A 15,881-nucleotide genomic window follows, 5' to 3' on the forward strand; every position below is an offset into this window, starting at 1 on the left:
AGCTGGTACAACCGCGCCGGCGTCGAGCGGGTGATGGGCTTCTGCACCCCCGAGGAGCACCGCAGGTTCCTGCAGCAGTGCCCGATCTTCGAGCGGTTGCTCGTCGACGACGGCATCCTGCTTCGCAAGTACTGGTTCTCCGTCAGCCTCGACGAGCAGGAACGCCGGTTCCGCGCCCGCGTCGACGACCCCATGCGCCGCTGGAAGCTTTCGCCGATCGACCTGCAGTCCGTCACGCACTGGGAGGACTATTCGCGGGCGAAGGACGACATGTTCGTGCACACCGACACGGCCGAATCCCCTTGGCACGTGGTGGAAAGCGAAGAGAAACGCCGCGGGCGGCTGAACATGATCGCGCACCTGCTCGCGAGCGTGCCCTACCACGAGGTGCCCCGCCCGCCGGTGTCGCTGCCCCCGCGGCCGGAGCCGACCGGCTACTTCCGGCCGGACCGGCGGCTGCAGACCTACGTTCCCGACCACGCGGCCACCCTGCCGCCGCGCTGAACATCGGCGGGCGCCGCCGGCCGGACTGGCGGATTTGGTCCCCGGGGAAAGGGACTTCGTGCCCTGACCGGCGAGAACCCGCCGCGGCCATGCTGAATCTCCCGGACCCGCAGGAGGAACTCATGACCGCAGACCGGCCGGTGCTCGCCGGGGTCGATCTCTCGGCACCGTCGTTGGCCGCCGTTCGCTGGGCGGCGCGGGAAGCGCGGCGGCGCGACACGACGCTGCGGCTGTTGCACGCGTGCGTCTTCGAAGACGCACCCGCGCGCGAGCCCGACGAACTCCTGCTGGAACACGTCCACCGCTGGCTCCACCGCGCCGCCCAGGTCGCCCGTGACTGGGCGCCCGGGGTGCGGGTCGAGACGGCGGTCCGGCTGGGCCTCGCCGTCGACCTGCTGCTCGAGGAGGCGGCGGACGCGGCCCTCGTGGTCCTCGGTTCGCACGGCCTCGGAGGCCTGCGCGGGGCGCTGATCGGCTCGGTCGCGCTGCGCGTGGCCGCGGAAGCGCCGTGTCCGGTCGTCGTGGTGCCCGGTCACCAGCCGGCCCGGACCGGGCCCGTCGTCGCCGGGGTGGACCGGTCCGAATCGAGTGAGCACGCGCTGCGGTTCGCTTTCGAGGAGGCGGCCGCGACGCGGGCGCCGGTGCTGGTCGTACACGCGGGGGACGACGACGCCGGGCTGGCCGCCCGCGTCGCCGGCTGGCGGCGCCGGTATCCCGATCTCGAGGTCCGCACCCAGGTCGTGCCGGAACGGGTCCCGGCCCGCGCGCTGCGGCACGCCGCTCCCGACGCCCGGTTGATCGTCATCGGCACGCGGGGCCGCGGCCCGGTCGCCGGCGGGATCCTCGGCTCGACGGGCAACGCCTTGCTCGCGCGCTCGGTCTGCCCGGTCGCGGTCGTGCACTGAAACATCCAGGAAAGGAGCCGTCGTGAAGGCACGCGACATCATGACGAGGCCCGTGGTGCGGGTCGGGCCCACGACGCCGGTCCGCGAAGCCATCGTGCTGCTCACCGAACACCGCGTCGCGGCGCTCCCGGTGGTGGGCGAGGACGACGCGGTGCTCGGCGTGTTCACCGAAGCCGACGCGCTCCGCGGCGGCTTCACCGGAGCGGCACCGGAGGCGCCGGTGGCCACGATGATGACGACCCCGGCCGAGACCGTCCGGCTGGACACCGACATCACCGAGATCGCCCGGCGCATGCTGGGCGACCGGCGGCGCAGCATCCCGGTCGTCGACGACGACGGCGTGCTGGCCGGGATCGTCAGCCGCCGCGACCTGCTCTGCCCGCTGGTGCGCCGGGACGACTCGATCTTCTCGCACCTCAACGCGCTGCTCACCGACTACGGCGGGCACCGCGACCGGTGGGCGGTCTCCGTCACCGGCGGCATGGTGACCATCCGCGGCACCTTCACCGACGAAGCCGAGCGCCGGGTCGTGACGGCCCTGGCGAAGACGGTCCACGGCGTCATCGACGTCGAACTGGGGGAAGAAGCGCCGGCGCGGACCTGAAGCTCCACCCCGTGGAAAGGAGCATGTCATGACCGAATACCCCGTCCGGGTCGAGGCGACGCTGGACGAGCCGCTGTCGCGCGGGCTCTGGCTGGTGAAGTGGCTGCTCGCCGTCCCGCACTACGTCGTGCTGGCGTTCCTGTGGTTCGCCTACCCGTTCGTCACGGTCGCCGCGTTCTTCGCGATCCTGGTGACCGGCCGCTACCCGCGTCCGCTGTTCGACTTCACGTCGGGTGTGCTGCGGTGGAGCTGGCGGGTGCAGTACTACTCCTATGCCGCGCTGGGCACCGACCGGTATCCGCCGTTCACGCTGGCCGACGTCCCGGACTACCCGGCGCGGCTGGAAATCGCCTACCCGGAACGGCTTTCGCGCGGCCTGGTGCTGGTGAAGTGGTGGTTGCTGGCCATCCCGCACTTCCTCGTCGTCGGCCTGTTCGTCGGCGGGGGCAGCTGGCTGGTGCTGCGGGCCGGCGGTGAGCGGACGTTCGACTGGGCGGCCGGCGGGCTCGTCGGCGTGCTGGTCGTCGTCGCGGGCGTGGTGCTGCTGTTCACCGGCCGCTACCCGCGGCCGATCTTCGACTTCGTCCTCGGGATGGACCGCTGGGTGCTGCGCGTGGCGGCGTACGTGTCGCTGATGACCGACGAATACCCGCCGTTCCGGCTCGACATGGGCGGCGCCGAGGCCGGCCACGAACCCCCGCACCCGCAACCACCGCACCCGCACGCGGGCGGCTGGACCGCGGGCAGGATCGCCGCCGCGGTCACCGGTGCCGTGCTGGTGCTCGGCTCGATGGGACTGCTCACCGGCGGGGCGACCGTGCTGTGGGCGGACCGCACTCAGCGCGACGCGGACGGCTACCTCACCGCGTCCACGACGCTCGTCTCCGGCGGGTACGCCGTCGCCACCGATCCGGTGCGCCTGGAGGGCGTGTCCGTACCGAAGCTCGAGAGCTTCATCGGCGACGTCCGGATCCGGGCCACCGACACCGCCGGCCGTCCGGTCTTCGTGGGCATCGGCCGCACGGACGCCGTCGAGGGCTATCTGGCCGTGACCGAGTACACGACCGCGGGCAACCGCACGCACCTCGGCGGCGCTCCGGCCGTCCCGCCCGGCGATGCGCGCGTGTGGGTCGCGAGCGCGTCCGGTGCGGGCACGCAGAGCGTCGGCTGGCCGGTGCTGACCGGGCAGTGGACCGCCGTGGTGATGAACGCGGACTCTTCGCGCGGCATCTCCGTGCGCGCCGAGGTGGGCGCGACGGCACCCGCGCTCGGCTGGATCGCCGTGGCCCTGCTGGTCTCGGGGCTGGTGGTGCTGGCCGGCGGCGTCGTCCTGATCGGCGTGGCCGCGCACCGCGCCTCGCGGCGCCCGGCGAAGCCCGCCGCGCCCGAGCCGTCCACTGTGGACATCTGAGAGAGGAACGATCATGCACGCACAGCCGGGCGACTGGCTCGTCCTCAAGGGCCCGCGGACCGGCGCGCCCGACCAGCGCGGCCGGATCCTCGAGGTCCGCTCGGCCGACGGCACCCCGCCGTACGTCGTCCGCTGGACGGCCGACGACCACGTGTCGACGGTCTTCCCCGGCCCCCACGCGGTCGTGCTGACCGCCGAGGACGAACGGGCGGCCGAAGACCGGGCCCGCACCCGCTTCGACCGGGTTCAGCGGTCCATCCACGAGGAGGGCGGCCATGTCCGGGTTCGTTGACGGCGCGGTCGTCGCCGGGATCGACGGCTCCGCGTCCGCGGTGCGGGCCGCCGTGTGGGCGGGTGCCGAGGCCGTCCGCCGGGGCCGTCCCTTGCGGCTGGTCCAGGTCTACGCGCTGCCGCAGGTGAGCGCGCCGGTCGCGTTCGGCACCCACGACCAGGTCCGGGCCGGCCTGGCCGAGCGGGCCGGGGAGTGGCTCGCCGACGCGAAGGCCGCGGTGCTCGCCGAGCATCCCGGCCTGGCAGTCACCACGGCCGCGCGGGAGTGGAGCCCGGTCACGGCGTTGGTGCAGGAGTCGCAGCACGCCGACCTGGTCGTGCTCGGCTCGCGCGGGCTGGGCGGGTTCACCGGCCTCCTCGTGGGCTCGACCGCCGTCGCGGTGGCCGCGCACGCGCACTGCCCGATCGTCGTCGTCCGGGGCCGGAGCCCGCACGACCCGCCGCCGGGCACCGGGCCGGTGCTCGTCGGCGCGGACGGCTCGGCCGACAGCGACGCCGCGATCGCGTTCGCCTGCGAGGAGGCGCGGCTGCGCGGCACGTCGCTGATCGCGGTGCACACGTGGAGCGACGTCCTGGCCGACGGCATGCTTCGGCCGCACCCGCTGCAGGAGGACCCGGTCGAGATCGCGGCGGCGGAGCGCGCCAAGCTGGCCGAGCAGGTCGTCGGCTGGCAGCGGAAGTATCCCGACCTGGCGATCGAGTTCGAGGTCGTCCGCGGGCGGCCGGTGCGGACGCTGCTGGAGCGCGGCGAGGACGCGCAGCTGATCGTGGTCGGCTGCCGCGGCCGCGGCGGGTTCACCGGCATGCTGCTCGGCTCGACGAGCCAGGCGCTGATCGCGCATTCGCCGTGCCCGGTGGCGGTCGTGCGGCCCCAGCGGACCGGGACCTGACACCGTGCGTCCTTTGTGGACACGGTGGCGCCAAGGGACGTAAGTCCCTGCGAACGGTGACCGATGACGGCGTTGCCCCGCGTGTCACCTTCCTAGGTTGGGAGGTGACACGAAAGGCAGGAACCCCCGATGCGAGCACGCGACCTGATGTCCGCGCCGGTGATCACCGTGCACCCGTGGACGTCCGCGAAGGAAGCGGCCGAGCTGCTGGCCGCGCACGGCTTCACCGCACTGCCGGTCGTCGACGACGACCGGCTGGTCGGCATCGTCACCGAGGCCGACCTGATCCGCGGCCGCATCCCGGCCGACCCCCGCTACGTCCACGAACCCCGGGAAGCGACCGCCGGCAAGACGGTCGGCGACCTGATGACCAGTCCCGTCACGGCGATGAGCACCGGCACCGACGTCGCCGACCTGTGCCAGGCGCTGGTGGACGCCCGGATCCGGGCGATGCCGATCGTCGACGGCTCGGCCGTGGTCGGCATCGTCACCCGCGGCGACATCGTCCGGGTGCTCGCCCGCGACGACGTCGACATCGCCCGGGACGTCCGGCACCGCCTGGAGATCTACGGCGGTGGTGGCCGCTGGGGTGTCGAGGTGCAGGACGGGTTCGTGCACATCACCGACCAGTTCGACGACGACTCCGACCGGCACGTCGCCCAGTTGCTGGCGCTCGCCGTACCCGGGGTCGTCGCCGCGGAGACCGCATACGCGGGTGAGGAGCAGACACGATGACCGCCAACGACCCGAGGATCACCGTGGGCGTCGACGGCTCGGCGGGGTCGACCGCCGCCGTCGCGTGGGCGGCGGAGCTCGCCTCCCGGCGTCACCTCCAGCTGAAGATCGTGCACGGGCTGCAGGTCGCCGGCCTCTACTACGGCGGCGGCATGACGGGCATCGGCGCGGCGACGCTGTTCGAGGCGGTGCAGAGGGACGGCGAACGAGCCGTCGCCGACGCCCGGGCCCTCGCCGCGTCCGTCGACCAGGACCTGGTCGTCCTCTCCGAGCTGCCCAACGACCCGCCGGTGCCGACGCTGATCGAGGAGTCCCGGCACGCCCGGATGCTCGTCGTCGGCCGGACCGGCACCGGCGCGTTCACCGGCATGCTGCTCGGGGGCACCGCGGCGACGGTCGCGAGCCACGCGCACTGCCCGGTCGCGGTCGTGCGCGGGCGCCACGACTCGACGCCCGTCCCCGCGGCCGGTCCGGTCGTGGTCGGCGTCGACGGCAGCCCGAACAGCGAGCAGGCCATCGCCGTCGCGTTCGAGGAAGCGTCGCTGCGCGGCGTTCCGCTCGTCGCGGTGCACGCCTGGAACGACGTCACCTACGAAGACACGCGCGGCACCGCCCGGATCCTGACCCAGCCGGAATCCCTCGAAGAGGGGGAGAACCGGCTGCTGACCGAGCGGCTCGCCGGCTGGCCGGAGAAGTACCCCGACGTCGAGGTCCGGCGCGTGCTCGTGCGCGACCGGCCGCGGCACGCGCTGCTCGAGGCGTCCGCGGAAGCGCAGCTGGTCGTCGTGGGCAGCCACGGCCGCGGCGGCTTCACCGGCATGCTCCTGGGCTCGACCAGCCAGGCGCTGATCCAGCACGCCCAGTGCCCGGTGCTCGTGGTCCGCCCGGAGCGGAAGGCATGACCGCCGTCGAAGCACGCCCGGCCGCGCTGGGCGGCGCCGAGCTCGCCCGGGTCGACGCCCTCTGGCGGGCCGCGAACTACCTCTCGGCCGGCCAGATCTACCTGATGGCGAACCCGTTGCTGCGCGAGGAGTTGCGCGCCGAGCACGTCAAGCCGAGGCTGCTGGGACACTGGGGGACCTCGCCCGGCCTGAACTTCGTCTACGCACACCTGAACCGCGCGATCCTCGCCCACGACCTGAACGCCATGCTGGTCACCGGTCCGGGCCACGGCGGCCCGGCGCTGCTGGCGAACACGTGGCTGGAAGGCAGCTACACCGAAGCGTGGCCGGAGGTGACGCGGGACGCCGCCGGGATGGCCGAGCTGTTCCGGCAGTTCTCCTTCCCGGGTGGCGTGCCGAGCCACGTGGCGCCGCAGGTCCCCGGGTCGATCCACGAAGGCGGCGAGCTGGGCTATTCGCTCGCGCACGCCTTCGGAGCCGCGTTCGACAACCCGGATCTGCTCGTCGCCTGCGTGGTGGGTGACGGTGAAGCCGAGACCGGACCGCTGGCGACGTCGTGGCACGCCAACAAGTTCCTCGACCCGGTCCGCGACGGCGCGGTGCTGCCGATCCTGCACCTCAACGGGTACAAGATCGCCAATCCGACGCTGCTCTCGCGCATCGCGCCGGCCGAGCTGGACGCCCTGCTGCGCGGCTACGGCTATGAGCCGATCTATGTCGAAGGCAGCGATCCGGAGCCGATGCACCAGGCGATGGCCGCCGCGCTCGACTCGGCCGTCGCCACCCTCGCCGAGCGGCGCGGGGTGTGGCCGATGATCGTGCTGCGCAGCCCGAAGGGCTGGACCGGTCCGTCCGTTGTGGACGGTCAGCCGGTCGAGGGGACCTGGCGGTCGCACCAGGTGCCGCTCGCCGCGGTCCGGACGAACCCGGACCACCTGAAGCAGCTGGAGGAGTGGCTGCGGTCGTACCGGCCCGCGGAGCTGTTCGACGAGTCCGGCCGGCCGGTCGCCGAGGTCACGGCGATGATCCCGGCGGGACGGCGGCGGATGGGCGCGAACCCGAACGCCAACGGCGGTGTGCTGCTGCGGCCGTTGACGTTGCCGGACACGGCGGCCCACGCCGTCGCGGTCACCGCGCCGGGCGCGACGGTGGCCGAGCCGACCCGGGTGCTCGGCCGGTTCCTGCGGGACGTCTTCGCGCTCAACGCCGACCGCGCGAACTTCCGCCTGTTCGGCCCGGACGAGACGGCGTCCAACCGCCTCGACGCGGTCTACGACGTCACCGGCAAGCAGTGGCAGGCGGCGGTGGAACCGGTCGACGAGCACCTGGCGCACGACGGCCGCGTGCTCGAGGTGCTGTCGGAGCACCTGTGCCAGGGCTGGCTGGAGGGCTACCTGCTCTCGGGCCGCCACGGGCTGTTCTCCTGCTACGAGGCGTTCGTCCACATCGTCGATTCGATGGTCAACCAGCACATCAAGTGGCTGGGCGTGCACCGGCGGATCCCGTGGCGGCGCCCGGTCGCGTCGCTGAACTACCTGCTGACCTCGCACGTGTGGCGGCAGGACCACAACGGCTTCTCCCACCAGGACCCCGGGTTCGTCGACCACGTCGCGAACAAGAGCTCCGAGGTCGTGCGGGTGTACTTCCCGCCGGACACCAACACGCTGCTGGAGGTCGCGGCGCACTGCCTGCGCAGCCGCGACTACGTGAACGTGGTGGTCGCCGGGAAGAACGACACCCCGAACTGGCTCGACGCCGAGCAGGCGGCCCTGCACTGCGCACGCGGCGCGAGCATCTGGGAGTGGGCGAGCACGGGAATCGACCGCGAACCGGACGTCGTGCTGGCCTGCGCGGGTGACGCGCCGACGCTGGAGGTCCTGGCGGCGGCTTCGATCCTGCGTGCGGCTTTGCCGTCGCTGGCCGTGCGCGTGGTCAACGTGGTGGACCTGATGCGCCTGCAGCCGGAGTCCGAGCACCCGCACGGGCTCTCGGACCGCGAGTTCGACGCGCTGTTCACCCCGGACCGCCCGGTGATCTTCGCCTACCACGGCTACCCGTGGCTGATCCACCGGCTGGCCTACCGCCGCACCAACCACGCGGGAATGCACGTCCGCGGCTACACCGAGCACGGGACGACGACCACGCCGTTCGACATGCTGGTGCTCAACCACATGGACCGGTTCCAGCTGGTGATCGACGTGATCGACCGGGTACCGGGCCTGGTGGCGACGGCCGGCCTGCTGCGGCAGGAGATGACCGAGGCCCAAGGACGGCACCGGCGGTGGATCCGGACACACGGGGAGGACCTGCCCGAGGTGCGGAACTGGACCTGGACGGGCTGACCGGCCGGCCTTTGTGGACGAAGAACGGGGTGTAGCGGCACTCGGCCATTGCTTGGCCATGCCGCTCACCGCTGTCCAAGGTGGAGTCCGGCGCGGCGATCTGCCGGGTAAGTCCGGCGCGTCCCCGGGTGCCGGGCTTTCCGGGGCGCGGCCGGAACCGGAAGCGGCCGCGGGGTTTCGCGCGCCGGGCGGATGCACCATGATGACGCGGACAACGCGGTGGGGCAGACCGCAAAGGATGCGTGTGGTGCTTTACCGTGCTGGGCGGCCGCCGGTGGCCGACGCCGAGCTGCCGGCCGTGCTCGAGCGGGCGCGCCGGGGTGACGAGGACGCCTTCCGCGTGCTCTACCGGGCGGTACAGCCCGGGCTGTGCCGGTACCTGCGGGTGCTGGTCGGGCAGGACGCCGAGGACGTCGCCTCGGAGGCGTGGTTGCAGATCGCCCGTGACCTGGCGTCGTTCCGCGGTGACCTCGACGGGTTCCGCGGCTGGACCGCCACGATCGGGCGGAACCGGGCGCTCGACCACTTGCGCGGGCAGCGCCGCCGCCCGGTCGCCGACGCTCCTGCGGAGTGGTTTCCCGAGCGGGCCGCGCCCGACGACACCGCGGGGGCGGCGATCGAGGCGACGACCACCGACGCTGCGATCGCCCTGATCGCGACGCTGCCGCGTGACCAGGCCGAGGCGGTGATGCTGCGGGCCGTGATCGGGCTCGACGCCAAGGCCGCCGCGAAGGTGCTCGGCAAGCGCCCCGGGGCCGTGCGCACCGCCGCCTACCGGGGACTTCGCACGCTCGCCGATCGTCTCGGCAAGGCCGGTGTGACACTTTCGGACGGCCCGGCGCTGAGGGGTACGTGATGAGCAAGCACCCAGGGCGCCGGATCGACCGGCACACCGCCGAGCAGCTGCTGAGCGGTGTGCCGGTCGACGCCCCGGACGCGTTGACCGGCCTGCTCGCCGCCGCGGCCGCCCCACCGCGCGACGGCGAACTGGCCGGGGAACACGCGGCCATGTCGGCGTTCCTCGAGGCGGCTCAGCACGCCCACGCCCCTCGACCCCGGAGCCCCTCGATGATCAAGACCATGCTGGCGAAGCTGCTCACGGCGAAGGTCGCCGCCGCCGCGGCGGCCGTCTTCGCCGTCGGCGGAGTCGCCACGGCCGCCGTCACCGGCGCACTGCCGCTTCCCGCCGGCGGCTCCTCGCCGGCCCCCGCGGCCTCCAGCCACGCCCAGTCGCCCGCGAACTCCGCGGCGGAGCCGACGAAGACGCACGCGTCCGATGCCACGCAGCCGGAGCACCAGCCGGGATCGTCGCCGTCGCCGTCGCTGGTGGGGCTGTGCCACGCCTACTCCGCCGGTGACAAGGCCGAGCACGGCAAGGCGCTGGAGAGCCCCGCGTTCACCGCGCTGATCACGGCCGCGGGCGACAAGGCCAAGGTCGACGGCTACTGCGACACCCTGCTCAAGGCGGAAGCCTCGACGCCCGCGCACCCCACCGGCACGCCGGGAGCTCCCGCCGACCCGGGCAATTCCGACCAGGGCAAGAGCCACGCGCCCGAGACCGGCGCCCACCCGACCGGCGCGCCCGAAACCCACCCGTCCGGGCCCCCGGCCACGCGTCCCACCCACTGAGCAAGACCCGCCACGGACCGGCGGCGATCCCACCCCTCTCGTTCAGGGGATCGCCGCTGCTTGGACGGGCGGCGGCCACCTCCCCCAACTCCGCCGCCGCCCGTTCTCAAGCTGTCACGTGACGGCGTCGAGCACCTGCTCGGCGTCGCCCAGCCGGATCGCCGGAAGCTCGGCGAACTCGGCGGGCCGGTGCGTCACAACCAGCGCCGACCGGCCCTCGGTCGCCGCCAGCACGTCGGCCGCCAACGCCGTGGCCGTCGGGGCGTCCAGGTGCGCGGTCGGTTCGTCCAGGAGCAGGATCGGGCGGTCCGACAGCAGTGCGCGAGCCACGCCGATGCGCTGACGCTCGCCACCCGACACCGGCGTTCCGTGCGTGCCCAGCGCCGTGTCGAGGCCTTCCGGCAGGTGCGTGAGCCACGGTGAAAGCTGGGCCTGGCCGAGCGCGGTCCGCAGCTCGGCGTCGGTCGCCGAAGGCCGGGCCAGGCGGAGGTTCTCCCGGAGCGTGCTGTCGAACAGGTGCGTGTCCGGGCCGCACCAGGCGATGCGGTCCCGGACCGCGTCGCCGTCGCAGGTCGAAGTGTCCGTGCCGGCGAGCAGGACCCGGCCCGCCGACGGGTCGAGGTAGCGCATCAGGGCCGCGATCACCGTGCTCTTGCCCGCGCCCGAGCGGCCCGTCAGCGCGAGCCGGCGGCCGTGGCCGATGCTCAGGTTCACGTTCCGGACCGCGTCGACCGGCACTCCGGGCCAGCGGACCGACAGGTGCTCGGCCGTCAGTTCGGTGGCCTCCGGTGCGGTCGTGCCGGCCGCGGCCTGGGGCGCCGGGAGCACGTCCAGTTCGGCGAGCCGGCGCGCGGAGCCGGACGCGCCGAGCAGCCGCTGGGCCGCTTCGGGCAGGCCGGCCACCAGTTCGGCCGTCGCGAGCGGCATCAGCGCGAGCACCGCCAGCGCGGGACCGGGTACCGCCGCCTGGATGCCCAGTACCAGGCACGAAACCGACGTCAGCCCGACACCGAGCGTGGCGATCCCGCCACCGAGGCCGCGCCAGGCCGCGGACCGGCGCTGGAGCGCGGTCAGGACACCGTCGAGTTCGCGCAGCCGCGAGTGCCGCCGGGCCGCGGCGTCGTAAGTGATCAAGTCGGCCGACGCCTGCAGGAGTTCCACCGTGCCCGCGGTCAGGTCCGCCCGCAGCCGGGCGCTGGAGTGTTGCGCCCGGCGGGCTGCCAGCGCCGCGACGACCGGCGCCAGGACACCGGCGACGGCCAGGCCGGCCGCCGCTGCGAGGCCGGCGGCGGGCAAGATGAGCCCGAGGGTGACGGCGGTCGCCGCGAGGACCGCGAACGTCGACACGCCCGGGACCAGGCCGCGGACCAGAACGTCCTGCTGGCTGTCCACATCGGACACGAGCCGGTGCAGCAGGTCGCCCCGGCGCAGGCGCGCCGTGCCCGCCGGGCCGATCCGGACCAGCTGCGCCCACACCCGCACCCGCAGCTCGGCCAGGGCACGCAGGGCGACGTCGTGGGACAGCAGCCGCTCGACATAGCGGAAGAGGCCTTTCGCCAGGCCGAACGTCCGCACCGCGACGATCGCCACCATCAGGCTCAGCACCGGCGGGTGCAGGGCCGCGCTCGCGATCAGCCACGACGACGTCGCCGTCAGCGCGACTCCGCAGCCCAGCGCGGCCGTCGCGGCCAGACAGGCCAGCGCGAGCCGCAGCCGGTAGGGCCGGACGGCCTCCAGCAACGGCCGCCACCGCGGAACGTCCACAGTGGACTCGCTCAGGACCGGAACGACCGCGGGCCGCGAAATCGGCCGCGCCGCCGCGGCGGCCGAGGGCGCGGGAAGGGCGATCGGGGCGCCCAGGGACACGACCCGGTCGCAGCGGGCCAGTACCGCGGGGTGGTGGCTGACGATCACCGCGGTCCGCCCGGCGAGTACCTTCGGCAGCCGTTCCAGGATGGCCGACTCGGTTTCCGCGTCGACGCCTTCGGTCGGTTCGTCCAGCAGGATCAGCGGCCGGTCGAGCAGCACCGCGCGGGCCAGCGCGACGCGACGGCGTTGCCCGGTCGACAGCCCGGCACCCAGCTCACCGACCACAGTGGACAGCGGGACGTCGAGCGCCGCGGTGTCGGCGGCGGCCAGCACGTCGTCGTCGGTCGTGTCGGGGGAGCCCAGGCGGATGTTCTCCGCGACCGTCCCGGCGATCAGGTGCGGTTGCTGCGGCACCCAGGCGAGGTGCCGGTGCCAGGTCGCGCGGCCGATGTCGGCGAGGTCGACGGCACCCGCCAGGATCCGGCCGCCGTCGGGCCGTCGCCAGCCCAGGAGGAGGTCGAGCAGCGTGGACTTCCCGGCTCCGCTCGGGCCGGTCACGCCGACGACCTCGCCGGGTGGGAGGCGGAGGTTGAAGCCGTCGAGGATCGGTCCGGACCGGCCCTCGACGGTGACGTCCTCGCAGCGCAGCGCCACCTTGGCGAGATCCGGAACCGTGCGGGTGCCGGTGTCGCCGGCCGGGGTTTCGGCGAGCGCGATGATCTCCTCCGCGGCGGCGAGGCCCTCGGCGCTGTCGTGGAACCGGGCGCCGACCGCCCGCAGCGGCAGGTAGACCTCCGGCGCGAGGATCAGCACGACGAGCGCGGTCCGCAGGTCGAGTTCACCGGCCAGCAGGCGGAGGCCGATCGACACCGCCACCAGGGCGACCGACAGCGTGGCCAGGAGCTCGAGCGCGAGGGCGGACAGGAACGCCACCCGCAGCGTCCGCATGGTGTGCGCGCGGTACTGCCCGGTGATCTCCCGCAGCGACCGGATCTGTGCCCGCGCGCGGCCGAACGCCGTCAGCTCGGCGAGCCCGGCGACGAGGTCGAGGAAGTGGTTGCCCAGCACCGAAAGGGTCCGCCACTGCCGCCGGACGTCGCGCTGGGTGTAGAGCCCGATGAGGATCATGAAGACCGGGATGAGCGGCACGGTGAGGCCGACGATCACCGCGGCGGCCCAGTCGGCGACCAGGATCCGGGTGCCGACGACCAGCGGCACGACCGCCGCGATCAGCAGCTGCGGCAGGTAACGCGCGAAGTACCCCTCCAGCCGGTCGACGCCGTGCGTGGCGAGGGCCGCGACCTCGGCGGGGGAGCGGCCGGCCTGCCGCGGGCCGATCCGCAGCGCCGCCGCGATCACCGTTTCGCGCAGCTGGGAGAGCGCCCGCGCGGCGGCGCGGTGCGCGGTCGTCTCGGCCAGCCACGTGATCCCGGCCCTGGCCAGGACGACCAGGGCCAGCAGGCCGAGCGGCAGGAGGAGGCTGCCCAGCGGGAAGCCGTCGAGGAACGCCCACGTGATCGTCTTCGCCAGCAGTTCCGCCTGGGCGAGCACCAGCATCGCGGTGAGGACGCCCAGGACGGCGCAGGCCACGACGAACGGCCGGACGGCGCGCGCGTGACGCAGCAACCTCGGGTCCAGCGGCTTCACCGGCGCAGCCCGGCTTCGGCGGGGATCGAAGCGCGGGTGATCCGCTTGCGGAACACCCAGTACGTCCAGGCCTGGTAGGCCAGCACGATCGGGGTGAAGGCGACCGCCACCCACGTCATGATCTGCAGCGTGTACGGCGTAGAGGAGGCGTTCGTCGTGGTCAGGCTGAACGCCGGGTCGGTCGTCGACGGCAGCACGGCCGGGTACAGCGACCAGAACAGCGTGAACGTGACGGCGATGATCGCGCCGGCGGTGCTCGCGAAGGCGAACCCGTCCCGCTCGCCGGCGGTGAACAGGACCGCGGCGACGAGCAGGGCCGCGGCGAGCGCCGACGTCAGCCACGCCCAGCCGCCGTGCTCGATCGCGGTGTAGGCGAGGAAGACGCCGCCGAACACGATCGCCGTGCCGCCGAGCGCGCGGCCCAGCGTGCGGGCCCGGTCCCGAAGCGCGTCGGTCGTCTTCAGGGTCAGGAACACCGCGCCGTGGAAGGCGAACAGGCTGAGCGTCGCCAGGCCGCCGAGCAGCGCATACGGGTTGAGCAGGGTGAAGAACGTGCCGGTGAAGTGGTGCTGGGCGTCGAGTGGGACGCCGTGGACGATGTTGCCGAACGCGACGCCCCACAGCAGCGCGGGCGCGGCGGAGGCGAACACGATGATCCAGTCCCAGGTGTTGCGCCAGCGCGGGCTGTCGATCTTGCCGCGGAACTCGAACGCCACCCCGCGCAGGATCAAGGCGACCAGCACGAGCAGCAGGGCCAGGTAGAAGCCGGAGAACAGGCTCGAGTACCAGAGCGGGAAGGCGGCGAAGGTGGCGCCGCCGGCGACGAGCAGCCAGACCTCGTTGCCGTCCCAGACCGGGCCGATCGTGTTGATCAGCACGCGGCGGTCGGTGTCGTCGTGGCCGAGGACGCGCAGCAGCGTGCCGACGCCGAAGTCGAAGCCTTCGAGGACGAAGTAGCCGGTCCAGAGGACCGCGATGAGCAGGAACCAGATGTCGGTGAGGGCCATGGCGGGGTCTCCGGGTTTCTTCGGCGCCGTCAGTAGGCGAAGGCCGCGGGGCGCGGCTCGTCGGTCTCGGGTGCGGGTGCTTCCGGAGGCGGGGGCCCGGCCTTGGCGTAGCGCACCATCAGGACGCCGTCGACGACGGCGAGCACGCCGTACAGCACGGTGAACACGATCAGCGACGTCAGCACGGTCCCGGCGGAAACGGTCGGGGACACCGAGTTCGCGGTCTTGAGCACGCCGAACACCGACCACGGCTGGCGGCCCATCTCGGTGAAGATCCAGCCGACGCTGTTGGCCAGGAAGGGCAGGGCGATCCCGGCGGTCGCGACGGGGAAGAACCAGCGGGCGCGCGGGGTGCGGCCGCGGCGGAACAGCCAGAGCCCGGCCAGGGAGACGAGCAGGCAGAGGAAGCCGAAGCCGATCATCAGGCGGAACGTCCAGTAGGCGACCGGGATGTCCGGGCGGTACTCGCCGGGCCCGTACTTCTGCTGTTCGGCGGCCTGGAGGTCGTTGATGCCCTCGACCCGGCCGTCGAAGTGACCGGTGGCCATGAAGGAGAGCACGCCGGGGACGCGGATGCTGAACTTCTCCTGCGAGCCGTCGAGCGAGCCGATGGTGAACAGCGAGAACGACGCGGGCGCGACGGTGTCGTAGAGCGCTTCGGCGGCGGCCATCTTCATCGGCTGCTGCTCGGTCATCAGCCGGGCCTGCAGGTCGCCGGTGACGATGACGCCGAGGCTGGCGATCAGCACGGTGACCAGGGCGAGCTTCATCGACGGCCGGAACACGTCGGCGTTCTTCTGGCGACGCAGCTGCCAGGCGCTGATCCCGACGACGAACATCCCCGCGGTGAGGAAGCACGCGGTGATCGTGTGGGCGAACGCCCCGACGGCGGTGGAGTTGGTCAATACCGCGCCGAAGTCCTTGAGCTCCGCGCGCCCGGTGGCGGGGTTGACCGCGTAGCCGACCGGGTGCTGCATCCAGGAGTTGGCGGCGAGGATGAAGTACGCCGAGAGCACGGTGCCGATCGAGGCGAGCCAGATGGTGGCCAGGTGCAGCTTCTTCGGCAGCTTGTCCCAGCCGAAGATCCACAGCCCGAGGAACGTCGACTCCAGGAAGAACGCCAGCAGGCCCTCGATGGCCAGCGGCGCGCCGAAGATGTCGCCGACGAAGGTGCTGTAGTCGGACCAGTTCATCCCGAACTGGAA

At 73.2% G+C, this 15,881-nt stretch carries 13 protein-coding genes and 1 pseudogene; 11 read left to right on the forward strand and 3 right to left on the reverse strand.

The window, feature by feature from the left end:
• The 11 genes and pseudogenes from AB0G28_RS47470 to AB0G28_RS47520 form a co-directional block, all read left to right on the forward strand.
• Positions 1 to 504 (forward strand): annotated as a pseudogene (locus AB0G28_RS47470) (polyphosphate kinase 2); the annotation flags it as partial.
• Between the two features lie 122 nt (positions 505 to 626).
• Positions 627 to 1,409, forward strand: a complete 783-nt coding sequence (locus AB0G28_RS47475) for a universal stress protein (RefSeq protein WP_361105633.1) — start codon at positions 627 to 629, stop codon at positions 1,407 to 1,409.
• A 22-nt stretch (positions 1,410 to 1,431) separates the two neighbouring features.
• Positions 1,432 to 2,013 (forward strand): CBS domain-containing protein, encoded by a 582-nt coding sequence (locus AB0G28_RS47480; RefSeq protein ID WP_361105636.1) that lies wholly within the window; start codon positions 1,432 to 1,434, stop codon positions 2,011 to 2,013.
• Between the two features lie 28 nt (positions 2,014 to 2,041).
• The gene (locus AB0G28_RS47485) at positions 2,042 to 3,424 is read left to right on the forward strand and encodes a DUF4389 domain-containing protein (protein WP_361105639.1); all 1,383 of its coding nucleotides are present in this window, start codon (positions 2,042 to 2,044) and stop codon (positions 3,422 to 3,424) included.
• Positions 3,425 to 3,437: 13 nt separating this feature from the next.
• The gene (locus AB0G28_RS47490; protein ID WP_361105642.1) at positions 3,438 to 3,716 is read left to right on the forward strand and encodes a DUF1918 domain-containing protein; all 279 of its coding nucleotides are present in this window, start codon (positions 3,438 to 3,440) and stop codon (positions 3,714 to 3,716) included.
• Positions 3,700 to 4,605, forward strand: coding sequence for a universal stress protein (locus tag AB0G28_RS47495; protein WP_361105645.1), 906 nt, complete (start codon positions 3,700 to 3,702; stop codon positions 4,603 to 4,605). Before AB0G28_RS47490 ends, AB0G28_RS47495 begins: the two co-directional genes overlap by 17 nt.
• 129 nt (positions 4,606 to 4,734) lie before the next feature.
• A complete protein-coding gene (locus AB0G28_RS47500) occupies positions 4,735 to 5,340 on the forward strand; it encodes a CBS domain-containing protein (protein WP_361105648.1) in 606 nt (201 codons plus the stop codon).
• Positions 5,337 to 6,242: a universal stress protein gene (locus AB0G28_RS47505; RefSeq protein ID WP_361105651.1), complete on the forward strand. Its 906-nt coding sequence runs from the start codon at positions 5,337 to 5,339 to the stop codon at positions 6,240 to 6,242. Before AB0G28_RS47500 ends, AB0G28_RS47505 begins: the two co-directional genes overlap by 4 nt.
• Positions 6,239 to 8,584: a phosphoketolase family protein gene (locus AB0G28_RS47510; protein WP_361105654.1), complete on the forward strand. Its 2,346-nt coding sequence runs from the start codon at positions 6,239 to 6,241 to the stop codon at positions 8,582 to 8,584. The genes AB0G28_RS47505 and AB0G28_RS47510 overlap by 4 nt, the downstream gene beginning before the upstream one ends.
• Before the next feature lie 247 nt (positions 8,585 to 8,831).
• The gene (locus tag AB0G28_RS47515) at positions 8,832 to 9,440 is read left to right on the forward strand and encodes an RNA polymerase sigma factor (protein WP_361105657.1); all 609 of its coding nucleotides are present in this window, start codon (positions 8,832 to 8,834) and stop codon (positions 9,438 to 9,440) included.
• Positions 9,440 to 10,213 carry a hypothetical protein gene (locus tag AB0G28_RS47520; RefSeq protein WP_361105660.1) on the forward strand — a complete coding sequence of 258 codons (774 nt, stop codon included), beginning with the start codon at positions 9,440 to 9,442 and terminating at the stop codon, positions 10,211 to 10,213. The genes AB0G28_RS47515 and AB0G28_RS47520 overlap by 1 nt, the downstream gene beginning before the upstream one ends.
• A gap of 114 nt (positions 10,214 to 10,327) precedes the next feature.
• On the opposite strand, the gene cydD is transcribed toward AB0G28_RS47520, so the two are convergent.
• The 3 genes from cydD to AB0G28_RS47535 all read right to left on the reverse strand — a co-directional run.
• The gene (gene cydD / locus AB0G28_RS47525) at positions 10,328 to 13,669 is read right to left on the reverse strand and encodes a thiol reductant ABC exporter subunit CydD (RefSeq protein ID WP_361105663.1); all 3,342 of its coding nucleotides are present in this window, start codon (positions 13,667 to 13,669) and stop codon (positions 10,328 to 10,330) included.
• Positions 13,666 to 14,676, reverse strand: a complete 1,011-nt coding sequence (cydB, locus tag AB0G28_RS47530; protein ID WP_361105666.1) for a cytochrome d ubiquinol oxidase subunit II — start codon at positions 14,674 to 14,676, stop codon at positions 13,666 to 13,668. The genes cydD and cydB overlap by 4 nt, the downstream gene beginning before the upstream one ends.
• A 29-nt stretch (positions 14,677 to 14,705) precedes the next feature.
• The coding region (locus AB0G28_RS47535; RefSeq protein WP_361105669.1) for a cytochrome ubiquinol oxidase subunit I at positions 14,706 to 15,881 on the reverse strand (1,176 nt) is incomplete at its 5' end.

The sequence above is a fragment of the Amycolatopsis sp. NPDC021455 genome, assembly GCF_040640995.1.
Classification (GTDB): Bacteria; Actinomycetota; Actinomycetes; order Mycobacteriales; family Pseudonocardiaceae; genus Amycolatopsis.